The sequence below is a fragment of the Kingella bonacorsii genome (genome assembly GCF_016623605.1).
GTDB classification, from domain to species: domain Bacteria; phylum Pseudomonadota; class Gammaproteobacteria; order Burkholderiales; family Neisseriaceae; genus Kingella_B; species Kingella_B oralis.
This window is the reverse complement of the sequence record NZ_JAEHNZ010000004.1, coordinates 25,638-42,617: the sequence shown is the minus strand read 5'-3', so window position 1 is coordinate 42,617 and position 16,980 is coordinate 25,638. Positions and strand designations below refer to the sequence as shown.

The following is a 16,980-nucleotide window of genomic DNA, read 5'->3' as shown; positions in this document are numbered from 1 at the left end:
CTTTCTTCATCTCTATACAACTACCTACACCCCATTTTCATCCACTCCCCGAAAGGACACCCCCATGCCCTACGACAACACCTTCCACCTTATTGGTTACCTTGGGCAAGACCCCAAAATCGGCTTTTTTCAAGACGGCACCGCCCACGCCAAATTATCCGTTTCCTGCCAAGACAAACGTAAAGATAAAAACGGCAACCCCATTGAACACACAGAATGGTTTGCTGTGAAGCTGGTTGGGCAGCCTGCTCAATTTGCTGCTTCATTTCTCAAACAAGGCGATTGTGTGGAAATATGGGGCAGCGTTTGGTCTTATGAATACATCAACACGCAAACAGGCGAAGTGAAACGTGGTTATGAAGTGAAAGGCAAAAGCATCAAAACCATAGAAAGTAAAAATAAAGCCAAAAAGAATGAGAACGCCTCAACGCAGCCTGAAAACCCGCCACCCGCCGATGATGATATTGACGAAACCATGCACCAATACCTCTAACCGTCCCACTTATTTTCAGGCTGCCTACCATGTCCGAACCTTCCAAAAAGCCCCTAGTGATACTGGGCATTATTCTCACGCCGCCCGCTGCCTTGGGCGGTTTGTTTTTGGGCGCCATGCTGTTTACTCGTTGGCAAGCGTTAAAAACACCCGCCAGCCTAGGCGTATTGCCCCGCTATTTTGCCCACACCCATCAAATGTCGCCCACCATGCACACCGCGTTTATCGCATCATGTGCCTTGGCAGGCATTATCACGCTTGCGCCCGCGCTGATGATACTGGTTGCCACGTTCATGAAACCCAAACGCGAGTTACACGGCTCGGCGCGATTTGCCAACCGTGCCGAAATATTCCAGGCAGGTTTGCTGAACAAACCCAAGATTGGAAAGCCTGCCGATAAGAGAAACCAAAAACAAACCGACCAAGCCGAATATCCCGCATTGCTATTGGGCAAATACAAAGGGCAATTATTGCGCTGGATGGACAACGGATTTGTGTTGGTTGCCGCCCGTACCCGCGCAGGTAAAGGCGTATCCATTATTGTGCCCAACTGCCTCAACTACCGCGACAGCATGGTGGTTTACGACCCTAAATTTGAAAACTTCCTGCTCACCGCAGGCTTTCGTGCCCAAGCAGGGCAAAAAGTGTTCCTGTTCAATCCGGGCGGTTTAATGCCCGGCATCAGCAAAGCCGCGTTTGAAGAGCGCGATGAGCACGGCAATATCGTGAGCGATGCCGACCATGTTGCCCAACTGGCGCAACAAGCCGAAAAATTAAGCCAAAACATTTGCAGCCACCGCTGGAATCCGTTTACCTACATTTCACGCAATCCGCTGTTTACCTACCGCGATTTATCCAATATGGCCGCCATTATGTATCCCATGGACGGCGGTGGTAAAAACGGCAATGCCTTTTGGATAGAAAGCGCGCGCAAACTGTTTGTGGGTTTGTCGCTTTACATGATTGAAACCGAAGCCGAACGCCCCACACGCGATGCGGATTACAAACAGCGCAGTTCACTAGGCTATCTCTACCGTTTAGCCACCCAAACCCATAGCGTATCCCACTCGTCCAACCAACAAGAAAGTGATAGCAATGAGGAAACCAGCAACAATCTACAAGCATGGCTCAAATCTGAACTGGATTACCGCGCCCAGTCCGAAGCGCCATTAAGCGATGCCTGCCATACCCTGCTAGCCGATTTTGCCAACGGCAATGCCAAAACCAACGCCGACATCATCTCGACGTTTACGCAGCCTTTGGGCATCTTTTTAGACCCAATTGTGGAAGCCGTAACCTCTGACGATGATTTCCGTTTGGACGACATCCGCCGCTGCCGCATGACCGTCTACCTTGGCATCAAACCCACCGAAACAGGCACGTTTGCCCGCTTAACCAACCTATTTTTCAGCCAGTTAATCAACGTGAACGTAGAACAAGGGCTGCCTGAAAACAACCTCAACCCTGCAACAGGCAAAACCACGCTGCCCCATCAATGCCTTTTGCTGATGGATGAGTTCACCGCGTTGGGCAACGTGCCCGCTATTATGGATGGCGTGTCGTATGTGGCAGGCTATGGGCTGCGGCTGATGATAATCGTGCAATCGCCCGCGCAAATTGAAGCCGTTTACGGGCGCGAAAACGCCCGTACGTTTTTTACCAACTTCGCCTGCCGCGTGATGTTTACCCCGCGCGACCAAACCGAAGCCAAGGAATACAGCGAGATTTTGGGCAACGAAACCGTGAAAGCCAAATCCAAAAGCCGCAGTACAGGCAGAGGCACGAGCCACAGCCAAAGCATCAGCGAGCAAAAACGCGCCTTGATGTACGACACGGAAATCAAGCAAATGCCGATGGATAAGTGCATTTTGGATATGGCCGCCATGCCCCCGATTTATGCCGACAAAATCCGCTATTACGATGACCCGCTATTCAAAGAGCGTGCCAAAATTCCACCGCCCACTATCCCAATCGTGGAGCCCACTTTGAGCAAAGTGCGTTATGTCGTCCCCAAGAAGGAGAAAAAAGCCAAACCACTCAAACAGCATGAAATTCAGATTGAAACAGCAAACAATAAAGACCCGTTTGCCCAACACCTAGTCAATGAACTTGCCTTAGGCATGAGCCAAAACCTTGCCGATTTCCCCAATGTGGACGGCAATGAAAAACTCGGTCAGTTTGCCACTGGTATCCAAAACCTGTGGCGGCTTGACGATATGCCAACGTGCATGAGCGTGCTGGCAAGCGGCATGAAGAATCCATCCCAAAGCCTGGAAGCTATGATTGATGCCATTCCCGCCAGTTCCGCTGATGACGATGACGAGTGGGAAGCGCAGGATTATTCGCAAGATGATGATTGGCAAAGCGGGTAAACATCACACATAAAAGGCAGCCTGAAACGCATCACAACGTTTCAGGCTGCCTTTTTCCCCATTCCCATCCGACAAAGGAGCCTCCCATGCCTACCGACTACGCCCCACCCACTTATGACGAAGTGCGCACCGCCTTATCCTACATCCCCACCCCGTCCAGTTATGCCGACTGGTATCCGATGGCATACGCCATCAAAGACGCACTCGGCGAAAACGGCAAAGACTTATGGCACGACTGGTCAAGACAAGGCGACAACTACAAGGCTAGTGTTGCCGAAGCCACTTGGAAATCCGCCAAGTCTAAAGCAGGCGGCATCACCGTTGCCACGTTGTTTAAGCAAGCTCGCGACAACGGTTACCGCCCCGAAAAGCCCTACGTCGCCCCCAACCCGGAGCAGCGCGCCCTAATCGCCCGGGAACGCGCCACGCAAGACGAAATTTGGGCGGCGTATAACCATGTGCGCCATCAATCCGCCGCCCGACTGGCGCATGCCATTTGGCGCAATGCCAAAGCCCTCACCGCTGCCGATTTGGCGCATCCCTATCTGCAAAGCAAAGGCATCCAAGAAGTAACCGCCGTGGCAGGCATCCGCATCAATCGTTACAAAGGGCAGAACAAACTGGTCATCCCGATTTACTCGCGCAACGGGCAAACAGGCAACACCGAGCTGGTCAATCTGCAACAGATTGAAGAAAGCGGACAAAAACGCTTTTTGGCAGGCGGACAAAAAAGCGGCGGCTACGCCATCCTCAATGGCACGCACGCCGATATGGCACAAGGTTTTTACCTCGCCGAAGGTTACGCCACCGCCGCCAGCGTCCACTTGGCAACGGGCAAGCCCGTGGTGATTGCTTTTGACGCGGGCAATCTGCCCGTCGTTGCCGCCCGCATCATCGGGCGCGGCAATCTGCCCGCCGACACCCCTATTTACCTTGCCGCCGACAACGACCGCGCGAGCCAAAAAGGTTTAACCAAAGCCGCCGAAGCCGCTGCCATCTTGGGCGGGCGCGCCCAAATCAGGCTGCCCGAATTTGATGCCCGCGACATCACCGTATGGCAACAACGGCACGGACAATTGGACGCAGACGGCAAAGAACAGTTCCCCAGCGACTTTAACGACTTGGCGGAAATTCACGGCATGGATGCTGTCAAAGAGGCACTCGGCACACCCTTGTCGGCAGAGCGCACTGCCCAGGTCGCCGCCATGCAGCCTGAAATTGCCCGTCAAATCGCGCACATACAAAACAAAGCCCCCGAAAGCCCGCAGGAAAGCCCCGAAACTCTGCCGCCGGACGAAGCGGGATTACGCTTTCGCGCGGAATATGTACTGGAAAAATTTGGCGGTGAGCGCAACGAGAAACACCGCAATGCGCTGATTGCCGAGTTGGCGCAGCGCGGGGTAGATATTCGCGGCGCGGTGAACGGTATTCTTGAGGAACGCAAGGCAGCCCCGCAACCGCAGCCTGAAACGGCAAAGCCATCACCAACGAGCGAGAACACCCCCTTCACGCAAGCAGTAGATAACGTGGTGACGGGCAAAGTCCCCGCAGGCTACATCCAGCTGGGCACAACGCCTGATGTATTGCAAATACTGGGTGTGCCGCAAGGCAAAGTCCGCATTGCAGGAGGCACGATTGAAAAAGCCGTCGCCGATTACCTCAACCGCCAAAACGCCTACGACAAAAACCGCCATGCGGTAAATCCCGATGACTTAAAGCTGTTGCCCGGCGAAATGAACGACCCGATAGCGGTATTCAAATCCGCCACCCAAAGCAATTCACTTGTGGTTTTAACCCGGTTGCATGAACGTGAAAACGATAAAGAAAAACCCGTCATTGCGGCAGTGCATTTGAGTAAAGGCAAAGGCAAACACGGGGCAGATTTGATTGATGTGGTGAGCGTGTATGGCAGAAGCGATACGCAGCTGGAACGCGCGTTTCAAGATGATTTGCTATATGCAAACAAAAAGAAAGTTCAGGAATTTTTGACTACCCATCCGCTTCAATTGCATTGGGATATTACGTCTGAGACTGAACTTTCTTACCGCCATATTAAAACAGAAAGCGATTTGGCGCAATGGCAAAATGCCCATAGGCAGCCTGAAAATCCATTGCCAAGTCAAAATTTAACCCAACCTAAAAAGGAAGCCCAAATGGCACAATCCCCCACCCCCGAAGACATCCAACGCCACGCCCAAAACGTTGCCCAAATCGCCGATGCCGCCGAGCGCGAAGCCATGATGAGCGAAATGGCAGAACAAGGTATTTATGTGCGCGGCGCAGTAAACAAGATTTTGGCTGAACGTGCGGCAGAAATGCCACAGCAGCCTGAAAATGAACATGGTGAGTTTCCGCAAAGCCAAAGTGGGCAGCCTGAAAATGCTGCGTCTCCCACCTTTGCCGACGAACTATCCGCCCTTAACCTCCCTGCCGATTTTTCCTTTGAATACCAAGTCCTGCCCAACGGACGAGAAATCGCCCGCATCCATTTGGCAGACTACGGAGGGGAATTGATGGTGGACAAAATTGAAGCAGACAAAGGCGGTGGTTATGTTGCAGTGTCTGAAAACATACTGGGCGGCAAACCTATCCATTTAGACAATCTATCCACTCTGATACGCGAAATGACCTTCCAAATGCGCCAAGCAGCGGAACATGAACACAAACTGCATCAAGAGCCAACCGCCGTGCAGCCGCAAAGGCAGCCTGAAACAGCCCAACCACCCGAACCATCCCAACCCACAGCCGCCGATAACGCGGCTGTTGCTGTTTCTGAGCCATCGGAAACGCAAGTTGTTGGGCAGCCTGAAAACACACAAGGCGAACCATTGCCAAGTTCAAACCAACAGGACACCAATATGACCCCATCCGAAGCCCCGGCATTCGAAGCTCAAACAGTAGAAAACAGCATTGAGTTCGGCGGCATCACGCAAGAACAGACTCAAAGCCCAACGCAACCCACCGAAGCCCAACCCCAGCTTGAAACCATTTCCGCCGCCGAAGTGCAAGAGAACCTACGGCGTGCCAAGGAAAAAGAGCGGATTGAGTCGGCACAGCAATTTACCCAAGAAGCCGCCGTTGGTGCAGCAATAGGCATAGCTGCAGATACTGCGTTAGACGCTGCCATTCCAGGTAGTAGCATGGCAAAAACTGCCGCTAGCGTTGCCGCAGGCTTTGCGGGTGATGCCGCTGCCGAACGTGTTTTACAGCAAAATTCAATGCAAAAACCCGAGCGTGATGCTGAAAACACAGAAAAGCAGCCTGAAATCAGCAAGCCCCAGCCTATTCTTGACCACCATTACAGCGTGCCTAGCAACATTCAATCACGCTACATTCAAACCAACAGCGGATTGTTGGGGCATTTGAATTATTCAGACATCAACAGCCATAACACCGTTGTGTTTCAAGACAAAGGCAACAAACTTTCCACGCCCAAAAACGATGCGCAAACCATCAGCGATATGTTGGACGTTGCCCAAGCCAAAAACTGGGGCAGCATCAAAATCTCGGGCGGCGCAGAATTTAAACAGCAAATGTGGTTAGAAGCTAATTTGCGCGGCATTGCCACCTCTGGCTACAAACCCAGCAAAGAAGATTTAGCATTACTGGCCAACCAGCGCGAAAACCGCAGTCGCAACAGCATTGAGCATCAACCCCTAGCCCCCGAGCCAAACAAACCCGCGCGAGAAACCCCAAGTAAAGAATTGGGCGCGCGCCTCGTTGCCCATGGCAAAGACCATTACAACCATAATCCCGACAAAGGCATGAGTTATTTCGTCTTGCTGGAAAAAGATGACAAACAATGGGAACGCTGGGGCATGGATTTAGAACGTGCTATGAAAGAAAGCGGTGCGCAAGTGGGCGACAAGGTGGAATTGATAGACAAAGGCAAAGATGGCAAACGCAATTCGTTTGAAATCCAAATCATCGAGCGAACGGCATCGCCCGACTTCACCCCGCTGCGCTCCGAAGCCGACAAGCAGGTTACGCAAGCGCAAACGACCGAGCAGAAATTGCACGCCACCCAAATCCAAGAACAGGTTACGGCTGGCGCAGCAAAAGCAGAGCAGCCTAGCGCAGAACAGCGCACGGCATCGGAAACCGTATCGCCAGACAAAACCAATGGTTTGATGAATGACTATCACAAAAAGCTCAACCGTTTGTCCAAAGACGATATGGCGATGATGCGTAAGGTTGAAGTTGCGTATTTGCAAATATTGGAAAAAATGCCGCACAAAACCCCTGATGAGCGTGAATTTATGCGCCGTAGTGTTTACCAAACATTGTCTAACATGATTCAAGGCAACAGAATCAACCTGCCCACGCTTGAACCCTCACAACAGCAGCAAACACAGCAACAAACATTAGCTGCCAAAGGCAAGCAAAAAGGCAAAGACAACGGCATGAGCATGAGTGATTAAGCGAGAGGCAGCCTGAAAAATAGCTTTCAGGCTGCCTTTTGATGTTATTTAATTGTTTTCAATATGTTAAAAGGATGTGATGATGAGTAACTACATCAAAGTTTATGGTTTATCCCAAGAAACTTGCGCCCACCTTGCCGCCTTATCCAAACAGCGATACGGCAAAACCAACATCTCTCTACTTGCTCGTGATTTACTGCTCGCAGAACTTGCTAAACAATCCCCTACTGCCGAACCACCCACACACTCCACGACCACCGAAGCCAAAACACGATTAGAACTCAAACTGCCACCCCATATCGCCGAGTACATCCATACCGCCGCGCAACAAGGCAAAATGTCGCCCAACCGTCGCGCACTCTACATTTTGGCAGAATACATAGAACAACACCCCATACTCACGGATAACGAAATTACCGCGCTCTATCAATCCAACGTTCAACTTGGCGCAATCGGGCGCAACATTAACCAAATCGCACGCCACTTAAACACAGGCGAGGGCGCATCGCTTACACAACGCCAACTTGCCGAGCTTGAACAAATCATTACCGAACACGTTAAACGTGTTGGCATCATCATTCAAGAACACCGCACGCGCCAAGAAAACTAATTTTCCTCCTGTAAGGCAGCCTGAAAACCATAAACAGCGTTTTCAGGCTGCTTTTTTTGCATCCGAAAGATACCCATGAAAAACCTAGATGACTGGTTTCTCCAATACCGCACCCATGCCGTACACGGCAAACAAAAGAAAATACGCAGCGGCACATCGCACAAACCACTCAAAAACAACACCGCTCTAACCAATCTCCAAGCTGCCGCCCGCAAGCACCCCGAAGTGATGGTTAAAATCCCCAAACGCCACAGCCAAAACTCCAAAGGCATGAAAGGCATCCGTAACCATTTGGACTACATTTCACGCAACGGTGAAGTCGTTTTAGAAAACCAAAATGGTGAGCAAATTCAAAGCAAAAAAGCCGTGCGACAACACTTGGAAAATTGGCAAAACCGTTTTGGCATTGCTGACGACACCGCGCACAGAGAAGCATTAAACATTGTCCTATCCATGCCCGCAGGCACGCCGCCCCAAGCCGTGTTAAATGCCGCCCGAGAATTTGCCGCTGAACAATTTTCCAACCATGAATACGTCTTCGCGCTTCACCATGAATCCGACCGTGAAGGCGAGCCACCCCATCCCCATGTCCATCTAGCGGTGCTGATGCGCGACAATCTAGGGCAACGCATCAATCCACGCAAAAACGACCTATTTGAATGGCGCGTTCGTTTCGCCGAAAAGTTACGCGACGAAGGCGTGCAATGCGCTGCCACCCGCCGCCAGCATCGCGGCAAAAGCATCAAAGGAGAAAACGGCATTGTCCGCGCTATTGATGAGCGATTAGCCCCCGCGCGGCAAACATCACGCATCACCGCTGAGCAACAAGGCAGCCTAAAAACCGCCCTAGAAACCCAACAACGCCCGCACAATCCTTACCAAACACGCAGCCAAGAAACAAGGAGCGCACTACTCAAACGCTATCAATCGCTGGCCAAGCAACTCTACTTGAACGGTATGAAAACCGAAGCGCGAGACATCGCCAAACTTGCCCAGCAAGTCGCCCAAGCAGGATACGATACCCGGGCGCAAAAAATGTATGACCAAATCCGTGCGCAACTGGAACAGCAACGCAAGCAAACCATGGCGCAGCAACAACCTAAACAACAAAATACCACCACCCAACCCAAGCGCAAGAAAACCCAAACACGCGATGACGGAATGGAGCGGTAACTTAGGGGTCGTTTGCGGGAGAGGGCGAAATCCTACGCTAAGGCTTTGGCCAACGATATTCTCCGGTAAGATTGATGTGTTCCCAGGGGATAGGAGAAGTCGCTTGATATCTAGTATGACGTCTGTCGCACCTGCTTGATCGCGGCCGCGATAGCTAGATCGCGTTGCTCCTCTTCTCCATCCGCGTTCCAAGCTGCGGAAAGGCACCCATAAGCGTACGCCTGGTCGAGCAGGCGACGCGGATCGACGTCCAGCGCACGAGAGAATGCGTCCGCCATCTGTGCAATGCGTCTAGGATCGAGACAAAGGTCGTCTCTGTCAGCCGGATCGTAGAACATATTGGCGGCGCCAAAGCCCACTTCACCGACCAGACCGACGGGATCTATCACCAGCCAGCCGCGACTGGAGAACATGATGTTTTCATGATGCAGATCGCCATGTAGCCCACGCAGTTCCGAGGCATTGCTCATCATTTGATCGGCTATAATCGCCGCGTGGACGTAGTCAGTTTGACAACCTGCGTTTTGATCATCGCGCGCCCGCTGAAACAAAGCTGCAAAGCGATCCCGGATCGGGAGAAGGGCAGAAGGCAGGGGTTCCTCAGATGCGGCATACAGCTTCGCCATTAGTTCCGCTGCAATTTCGGTCGCCTGGTAGTCGCCGTGCTCGGCAACGATGTGAGAGAGCATTCGCTCCCCGGCATATTCGAGCAACATCAGATTGTTCTCACGACCGAGCAACCGGACTGCTCCCCTCCCATTGCGCCATACCAGATAGTCGGCCCCGCGCAGTTCATCAGCAATGTCTTCTATAGGTTTCAATCCCTTGACGATTGCAGGAGTCCCGTCTGGCAATGAAACTTTCCAAACGAGGCTGGAAAAGGTGTCCGCAATGAGAACAGGTTGCGAAACGTGCCAATGAGCAGGAAAAACAGGCGGCATGAACATCAACCCCAAGTCAGAGGGTCCAATCGCAGATAGAAGGCAAGGCGTTCGCGGTCGGGGGCTTCGATCCCCAATACATTGAATAGGACAGCGAAGGCGCGCTCTGCTTCATCTGGCGCTGCCCAGTTCTCTTCGGCGTTAGCAATCATGAGTGCCAAATCGGCATAGCGATCTGCTGTTCCGAGCCGCCCAAGGTCGATCAGACCCGTGCATTGAAGAGTTTTAGGGTCCACCATGAAGTTCGGCATGCAGGGATCACCATGGCAAACAACCATATCGGTGCGCTCTTGGTCGAGCCGCACCGGTAGCTCTCGTTCGACACGAGCCAAAAGATCGAGCTGCGGCGTACTCTTGTCCTCGTCCGGTAAGAAGTCGGGATTGACGGCATTGCGGGACACCACATCAACGGCGCGTCCGAACATTCGCGACAGCCTGCGCTCAAACGGACATTGATCAACCGATAGGCTGTGAACAGCGCCAAGTTGCTGCCCCATTGACGGCCACGCTTTGAGCAAATCCGCTCCAGACAGATCAGCCGCCGGTACTCCCGGAATTGCCGTTATCACCAAGCATGCACCCTCCTGTTCCTCCTGCCAGTTGATCACCTCGGGGCAAGCCACACCTCGACCTTTGAGCCAAATGAGGCGGTCACGCTCTCCAGCGAGCTCACCGCGGCGGGAAGCAGGTGCGATTTTCGCGAAGGCATGCCCGTCACCACGTCGAAAAACAAAATCACCAGATTCTCCGCCTCTGACAGGCAACCAGTCAGAATGCGATTCACCAAAAAAAATATTAGTTCGATTCAATGGAGGTTCCTTCAGTTTTCTGATGAAGCGCGGAGGTGGCTCAACCCTGATGAATCCCCTAATGATTTTGGTAAAAATCATTAAGTTAAGGTGGATACACATCTTGTCATATGATCAAATGGTTTCGCGAAAAATCAATAATCAGACAACAAGATGTGCGAACTCGATATTTTACACGACTCTCTTTACCAATTCTGCCCCGAATTACACTTAAAACGACTCAACAGCTTAACGTTGGCTTGCCACGCATTACTTGACTGTAAAACTCTCACTCTTACCGAACTTGGCCGTAACCTGCCAACCAAAGCGAGAACAAAACATAACATCAAACGAATCGACCGATTGTTAGGTAATCGTCACCTCCACAAAGAGCGACTCGCTGTATACCGTTGGCATGCTAGCTTTATCTGTTCGGGCAATACGATGCCCATTGTACTTGTTGACTGGTCTGATATTCGTGAGCAAAAACGACTTATGGTATTGCGAGCTTCAGTCGCACTACACGGTCGTTCTGTTACTCTTTATGAGAAAGCGTTCCCGCTTTCAGAGCAATGTTCAAAGAAAGCTCATGACCAATTTCTAGCCGACCTTGCGAGCATTCTACCGAGTAACACCACACCGCTCATTGTCAGTGATGCTGGCTTTAAAGTGCCATGGTATAAATCCGTTGAGAAGCTGGGTTGGTACTGGTTAAGTCGAGTAAGAGGAAAAGTACAATATGCAGACCTAGGAGCGGAAAACTGGAAACCTATCAGCAACTTACATGATATGTCATCTAGTCACTCAAAGACTTTAGGCTATAAGAGGCTGACTAAAAGCAATCCAATCTCATGCCAAATTCTATTGTATAAATCTCGCTCTAAAGGCCGAAAAAATCAGCGCTCGACACGGACTCATTGTCACCACCCGTCACCTAAAATCTACTCAGCGTCGGCAAAGGAGCCATGGGTTCTAGCAACTAACTTACCTGTTGAAATTCGAACACCCAAACAACTTGTTAATATCTATTCGAAGCGAATGCAGATTGAAGAAACCTTCCGAGACTTGAAAAGTCCTGCCTACGGACTAGGCCTACGCCATAGCCGAACGAGCAGCTCAGAGCGTTTTGATATCATGCTGCTAATCGCCCTGATGCTTCAACTAACATGTTGGCTTGCGGGCGTTCATGCTCAGAAACAAGGTTGGGACAAGCACTTCCAGGCTAACACAGTCAGAAATCGAAACGTACTCTCAACAGTTCGCTTAGGCATGGAAGTTTTGCGGCATTCTGGCTACACAATAACAAGGGAAGACTTACTCGTGGCTGCAACCCTACTAGCTCAAAATTTATTCACACATGGTTACGCTTTGGGGAAATTATGAGGGGATCTCTCAGTGCATTGCCTCCAATTCCCATAATTTATTACGCCGATAATAACTTGGTGTAACCTTAAAAATGTACTTAAATCGACGTGTAAAAGATTGTTGGGAATCAAATTGATATTTTAATGCGATCTCAAGGATAGTTTTTTTCGTCAACCTCAACTCAACAGCCGCTTTCGTCAAACGACGAGCACGAATATAGCTAGCCAGTGTGACCCCTGTTACTTTTTTGAACAGCCGCTGAAAATACCACTTGGTATAACCCGCTTTATTCGCCACATCATCAAGCAGTAAAGACTGATCTAAATTATGTTCAATCCATAATAGAACATCTTTGATAACCGTTGTATGAAACTGCTTATCATCATATCTTAATTGGATGTTATTAGCTTTATTTTGATAGCGAGAATGCTGTTCAATATACATAAAATAACCTAAATGTTCTTAAGATTGTCACGACCACATCATCATGATACCATAAACATACTGACGGTATGTTATTTTAAATCTATCATGGAAAATAAAAATCATCAACAAGAAAATTTTAAGAGTACCTATCAATCACTGGTTAACTCAGCACGAATATTGTTTGTTGAAAAAGGCTATCAAGCTGTTTCAATAGATGAGATCTCGGGAAAAGCGTTGGTGACCAAAGGTGCCTTTTATCATCACTTTAAAAATAAAAAACAATTACTCAGTGCCTGTTATAAGCAGCAATTAATTATGATTGATGCCTACATCACAACAAAAACTGATTTAACAAATGGTTGGTCTGCCTTAGAAAGTATATTTGAACATTATCTTGATTATATTATTGATAATAATAAAAACCTTATCCCTATCCAAGAAGTGATGCCTATCATTGGTTGGAATGAACTTGAAAAAATTAGCCTTGAATACATTACTGGTAAGGTAAACGCCATTGTCAGCAAATTGATCCAAGAGAACCAACTTAAAGCTTATGATGATGATGTGCTTAAAAACTTACTCAATGGCTGGTTTATGCATATCGCAATACATGCGAAAAACCTAAAAGAGCTTGCCGATAAAAAAGGCCAATTTATTGCTATTTACCGCGGCTTTTTATTGAGCTTGAAAGATAAATAAAATAGATAGGTTTTATTTGAAGCTAAATCTTCTTTATCGTAAAAAATGCCCTCTTGGGTTATCAAGAGGGTCATTATATTTCGCGGAATAACATCATTTGGTGACGAAATAACTAAGCACTTGTCTCCTGTTTACTCCCCTGAGCTTGAGGGGTTAACATGAAGGTCATCGATAGCAGGATAATAATACAGTAAAACGCTAAACCAATAATCCAAATCCAGCCATCCCAAATTGGTAGTGAATGATTATAAATAACAGCAAACAGTAATGGGCCAATAACACCGGTTGCATTGGTAAGGCTCACCAATAATCCCTGTAAAGCACCTTGCTGATGACTCTTTGTTTGGATAGACATCACTCCCTGTAATGCAGGTAAAGCGATCCCACCACCAGCCAATAAAATTAAAACAGGGAAAACTAACCAACCTTCAGATATAAACGCTAAAAAGGCAAATGCACTACTATCTGCAATAAATCCGAGCAGTACTGCCGTTTTTTCGCCCCATTTAGTGGCTATTCTTCCTGCCACAAAGGCTTGGAATACTGAGTGTAAAAGACCAAGACCCGCTAATGAAAAGCCAACCATCATGCTATTCCATCCAAAACGATTTTCGGTAAATAGCACCCACACCGTTGCGGGAATTTGGCCTATCAATTGCGCTGAAAAATAAATAATCAACAAAATGGGCATCGTTTTAAATAAAGTGATGTATACCGAATTCGATTGCGTCTCAACCCCTACTTCGGTATCTGTATTATCACGTGTATTTTTGGTTTCACGGAACCAAAACATAACCACAAGGAAAGTGACAATATTTAGCAACGCAGCGATAAAAAAGGGACTATGCGGTGAAATCTCTCCTGCAAAACCACCAATAATAGGCCCCGCTATTAAACCAAGCCCAAAACTTGCCCCTAACCAACCGAACCACTTCACGCGTTGAGAAGCTGAGGTGGTATCGGCAATGACCGATGCCGCGACAGCCCCAGTAGCTCCTGTGATCCCTGAAAGCAAACGGCCTAAATACAGCATCCAAAGCGCACTTGAAAAAGCCAGCAATAAGTAATCCAGCGATGCGCCTATTAATGACAACAACAGCACTGGGCGCCGACCAAATCGGTCAGACATTTTTCCAAGCCAAGGAGCAAAGATAACCTGCATTAACGCATAAAGTGCAAGCAATACGCCAAAGTGGTTAGCGATATCTTCCGAAGCAATAAATTCACGTAATAACGTTGGCAAGACTGGCATGATAAGGCCAATCCCCATGGCATCGAGTAACGTAATTACCAATGCGATCTTTGTCGAACTATTCATTTCACTTTTCTCTATTACTGATAGGGAGTGGTAAAATAACTCTATCAATGATAGAGTGTCAACAAAAATTAGGAATTAATGATGTCTAGATTAGATAAAAGTAAAGTGATTAACAGCGCATTAGAGCTGCTTAATGAGGTCGGAATCGAAGGTTTAACAACCCGTAAACTCGCCCAGAAGCTAGGTGTAGAGCAGCCTACATTGTATTGGCATGTAAAAAATAAGCGGGCTTTGCTCGACGCCTTAGCCATTGAGATGTTAGATAGGCACCATACTCACTTTTGCCCTTTAGAAGGGGAAAGCTGGCAAGATTTTTTACGTAATAACGCTAAAAGTTTTAGATGTGCTTTACTAAGTCATCGCGATGGAGCAAAAGTACATTTAGGTACACGGCCTACAGAAAAACAGTATGAAACTCTCGAAAATCAATTAGCCTTTTTATGCCAACAAGGTTTTTCACTAGAGAATGCATTATATGCACTCAGCGCTGTGGGGCATTTTACTTTAGGTTGCGTATTGGAAGATCAAGAGCATCAAGTCGCTAAAGAAGAAAGGGAAACACCTACTACTGATAGTATGCCGCCATTATTACGACAAGCTATCGAATTATTTGATCACCAAGGTGCAGAGCCAGCCTTCTTATTCGGCCTTGAATTGATCATATGCGGATTAGAAAAACAACTTAAATGTGAAAGTGGGTCTTAAAAGCAGCATAACCTTTTTCCGTGATGGTAACTTCACGGTAACCAAGATGTCGAGTTAACCACCCTTTAGATTCATAAAGCGAAAATAATGCGGCTCCAACGTACCCACCTAAATGGAAACGGCGTTCACTCCAATCTAAACACGCACAACAGATTTTACGTGAATGTTTGGAAGGAACGTCAATTCCCATTTCATGAAAATATTGAATACCACTTAATGTGATCATTGAACCATTTTCAGTGATCCATTGCTGTTGACAAAGGGAATCATAGATCTTAACGGCAACTTCGCCAGCTAAATGATCATAGCAAGTACGTGCTTTTCGTAAATGCACTGGCGTGGAAACTTTGGCATGTACGCCATGGTTTAAGGAGATCCCCATCATACTTTCCATCAATTCAGCAATATCTTTTCCTGCTAGCCGAAAATAACGATGCTTGCCTTGAGCTACTACTGTGATTAGCTGGCAATCTAATAATTTAGATAAATGACTGCTCGCCGTTGAAGCTGATATATTCGCCACAGAACTTAGCTCAGTGGCCGTCCAAGCTCGCCCATCCATCAAAGCACTGAGTATTTTAACTCGTGAAATGTCAGACATAGCCGCCCCTATCGCGGCTATTGAGGACTCAAAGGTAACCTCTTTTCGTATTAAATTAGCCATCGCAAGTTCACTTTATTGCCCAAGGGAGCGTAACAGATGCAGCCATACTATCATTGTCCGTTATTAATATCAGTTGGTTAGCATGGTCACTGTATTGCACTAAAATATTAATGTTATTCTCCGCCAATACTCGTGCTATTTCGCCAAGTTCCCCCGGTTTTTCCTGTTTTAACTTACGAATTAATGGTGTCCGGATCGCAAGTACTAACAGTCCAGCTTGCTCTAGCGCTATTTTAGCTTCCTTTCCTTGTTCAACAAGAAAATGAGCATGGCATTCATCACCAACCGTAAATATCCCTCCCCCTTCCAATCCAATACCTTTATTACCTAATGTTTTTCCTAGTAATGCTAATTGTCCTATTTGATTATCTAAAACAACGTGAACATCAAACATTATCCTTGTCCTTTTTAAATGAATATTCGCGAGTAATATGAGCAATACTAATTTTGTAAAAATCAAATATTGACTCTCGCCCTTCTTGTTGAGCTTTCGCATGTAAAACATGATTTTTCCATTGCAGAACTGCGTATTCGTTTTCCCACCAAGATAGCGATAACATTTTTCCTTCTGTAGCTAGACTTTGAAAACGTTCAATTGAAATAAAACCAGCTACATGACTTAATAGTGGTCTTAACTCCTCAGCTAAAGTCAAATAGCGAGTTTGTTGGTCGGGTTGTATTTGCACCTCAAATATTACAGCAATCATATTTTTCTCCGTTATTAATCAACAAACAGAGTAATCCACCCGAAAATTAACACTTCGATAAGCAACGAAATATAGAAAGGTCATGCTGCTGTTTTATGTTGTATATCACACTTCTTTAAATTGCTCGGCCTGCGCTTATCATGTTCTCCTTCTCTTATAATTTTGTTTATTATTTATACTTTTTTATTTTTTGCTATCACCGAAAATAGTGCGGATCCCGCATGGTATTTAGGTTTACCCATCATTAAATACCATTGTTGTTATTTTAATCTTTTTAATATTTCATGATTAAGATCAC

At 47.7% G+C, this 16,980-nt stretch carries 15 protein-coding genes; 8 read left to right on the top strand and 7 right to left on the bottom strand.

The features are described 5' to 3' along the window. The first annotated feature begins 64 nt into the window (after positions 1-64). From JDW22_RS10735 to JDW22_RS10715, 5 genes are all read left to right on the top strand, one after another. On the top strand, positions 65-493 hold the full coding sequence (locus JDW22_RS10735; protein ID WP_003793606.1) for a single-stranded DNA-binding protein: 429 nt from the start codon (positions 65-67) through the stop codon (positions 491-493). 29 nt (positions 494-522) lie between these two features. Next, the gene (locus tag JDW22_RS10730) at positions 523-2,865 is read left to right on the top strand and encodes a type IV secretory system conjugative DNA transfer family protein (RefSeq protein ID WP_003793609.1); all 2,343 of its coding nucleotides are present in this window, start codon (positions 523-525) and stop codon (positions 2,863-2,865) included. An 86-nt stretch (positions 2,866-2,951) separates the two neighbouring features. After that, positions 2,952-7,286, top strand: coding sequence for a MuF-C-terminal domain-containing protein (locus tag JDW22_RS10725; protein WP_200523061.1), 4,335 nt, complete (start codon positions 2,952-2,954; stop codon positions 7,284-7,286). An 82-nt stretch (positions 7,287-7,368) separates the two neighbouring features. Continuing rightward, positions 7,369-7,896: a plasmid mobilization relaxosome protein MobC gene (gene mobC, locus JDW22_RS10720; RefSeq protein WP_200523060.1), complete on the top strand. Its 528-nt coding sequence runs from the start codon at positions 7,369-7,371 to the stop codon at positions 7,894-7,896. A 75-nt stretch (positions 7,897-7,971) separates the two neighbouring features. Continuing rightward, positions 7,972-9,069: a relaxase/mobilization nuclease domain-containing protein gene (locus tag JDW22_RS10715; protein ID WP_200523059.1), complete on the top strand. Its 1,098-nt coding sequence runs from the start codon at positions 7,972-7,974 to the stop codon at positions 9,067-9,069. A 110-nt stretch (positions 9,070-9,179) separates the two neighbouring features. Here JDW22_RS10715 and JDW22_RS10710 read toward each other — a convergent pair whose 3' ends face one another. Next, a complete protein-coding gene (locus tag JDW22_RS10710; protein ID WP_000480968.1) occupies positions 9,180-10,016 on the bottom strand; it encodes an aminoglycoside O-phosphotransferase APH(6)-Id in 837 nt (278 codons plus the stop codon). Continuing rightward, a complete protein-coding gene (gene aph(3'')-Ib / locus JDW22_RS10705) occupies positions 10,016-10,819 on the bottom strand; it encodes an aminoglycoside O-phosphotransferase APH(3'')-Ib (protein ID WP_001082319.1) in 804 nt (267 codons plus the stop codon). The genes JDW22_RS10710 and aph(3'')-Ib overlap by 1 nt, the downstream gene beginning before the upstream one ends. A 153-nt stretch (positions 10,820-10,972) precedes the next feature. On the opposite strand from aph(3'')-Ib, the gene JDW22_RS10700 reads away from it, so the two are divergent. After that, complete coding sequence (locus JDW22_RS10700; RefSeq protein ID WP_001339197.1) at positions 10,973-12,181, top strand: IS4-like element ISVsa5 family transposase; 1,209 nt, start codon at positions 10,973-10,975, stop codon at positions 12,179-12,181. A gap of 9 nt (positions 12,182-12,190) precedes the next feature. On the opposite strand, the gene JDW22_RS10695 is transcribed toward JDW22_RS10700, so the two are convergent. Then, on the bottom strand, positions 12,191-12,607 hold the full coding sequence (locus JDW22_RS10695; RefSeq protein WP_000275180.1) for a helix-turn-helix domain-containing protein: 417 nt from the start codon (positions 12,605-12,607) through the stop codon (positions 12,191-12,193). Positions 12,608-12,694: 87 nt separating this feature from the next. On the opposite strand from JDW22_RS10695, the gene tetC reads away from it, so the two are divergent. Beyond that, positions 12,695-13,288 carry a tetracyline resistance-associated transcriptional repressor TetC gene (tetC, locus tag JDW22_RS10690; protein ID WP_000428546.1) on the top strand — a complete coding sequence of 198 codons (594 nt, stop codon included), beginning with the start codon at positions 12,695-12,697 and terminating at the stop codon, positions 13,286-13,288. A gap of 112 nt (positions 13,289-13,400) precedes the next feature. Here tetC and tet(B) read toward each other — a convergent pair whose 3' ends face one another. Further along, positions 13,401-14,606 carry a tetracycline efflux MFS transporter Tet(B) gene (gene tet(B), locus JDW22_RS10685; protein ID WP_001089072.1) on the bottom strand — a complete coding sequence of 402 codons (1,206 nt, stop codon included), beginning with the start codon at positions 14,604-14,606 and terminating at the stop codon, positions 13,401-13,403. Between the two features lie 81 nt (positions 14,607-14,687). Here tet(B) and tetR(B) point away from each other — a divergent pair, with 81 nt between their 5' ends. After that, the gene (gene tetR(B), locus JDW22_RS10680; protein ID WP_000088605.1) at positions 14,688-15,311 is read left to right on the top strand and encodes a tetracycline resistance transcriptional repressor TetR(B); all 624 of its coding nucleotides are present in this window, start codon (positions 14,688-14,690) and stop codon (positions 15,309-15,311) included. Here tetR(B) and JDW22_RS10675 read toward each other — a convergent pair. The 3 genes from JDW22_RS10675 to JDW22_RS10665 all read right to left on the bottom strand — a co-directional run bounded on the left by JDW22_RS10675 (position 15,289) and on the right by JDW22_RS10665 (position 16,682). After that, entirely contained in the window at positions 15,289-15,912 is a 624-nt protein-coding gene (locus JDW22_RS10675; RefSeq protein WP_001280391.1) for an ArsR/SmtB family transcription factor, read from the bottom strand. The two genes, tetR(B) and JDW22_RS10675, sit on opposite strands and share 23 nt — an antisense overlap. A gap of 70 nt (positions 15,913-15,982) precedes the next feature. Next, the gene (locus JDW22_RS10670) at positions 15,983-16,369 is read right to left on the bottom strand and encodes a hypothetical protein (protein WP_000460651.1); all 387 of its coding nucleotides are present in this window, start codon (positions 16,367-16,369) and stop codon (positions 15,983-15,985) included. Next, positions 16,362-16,682, bottom strand: coding sequence for an antibiotic biosynthesis monooxygenase family protein (locus JDW22_RS10665; protein WP_000562370.1), 321 nt, complete (start codon positions 16,680-16,682; stop codon positions 16,362-16,364). The genes JDW22_RS10670 and JDW22_RS10665 overlap by 8 nt, the downstream gene beginning before the upstream one ends. Between the last annotated feature and the right edge of the window lie 298 nt (positions 16,683-16,980).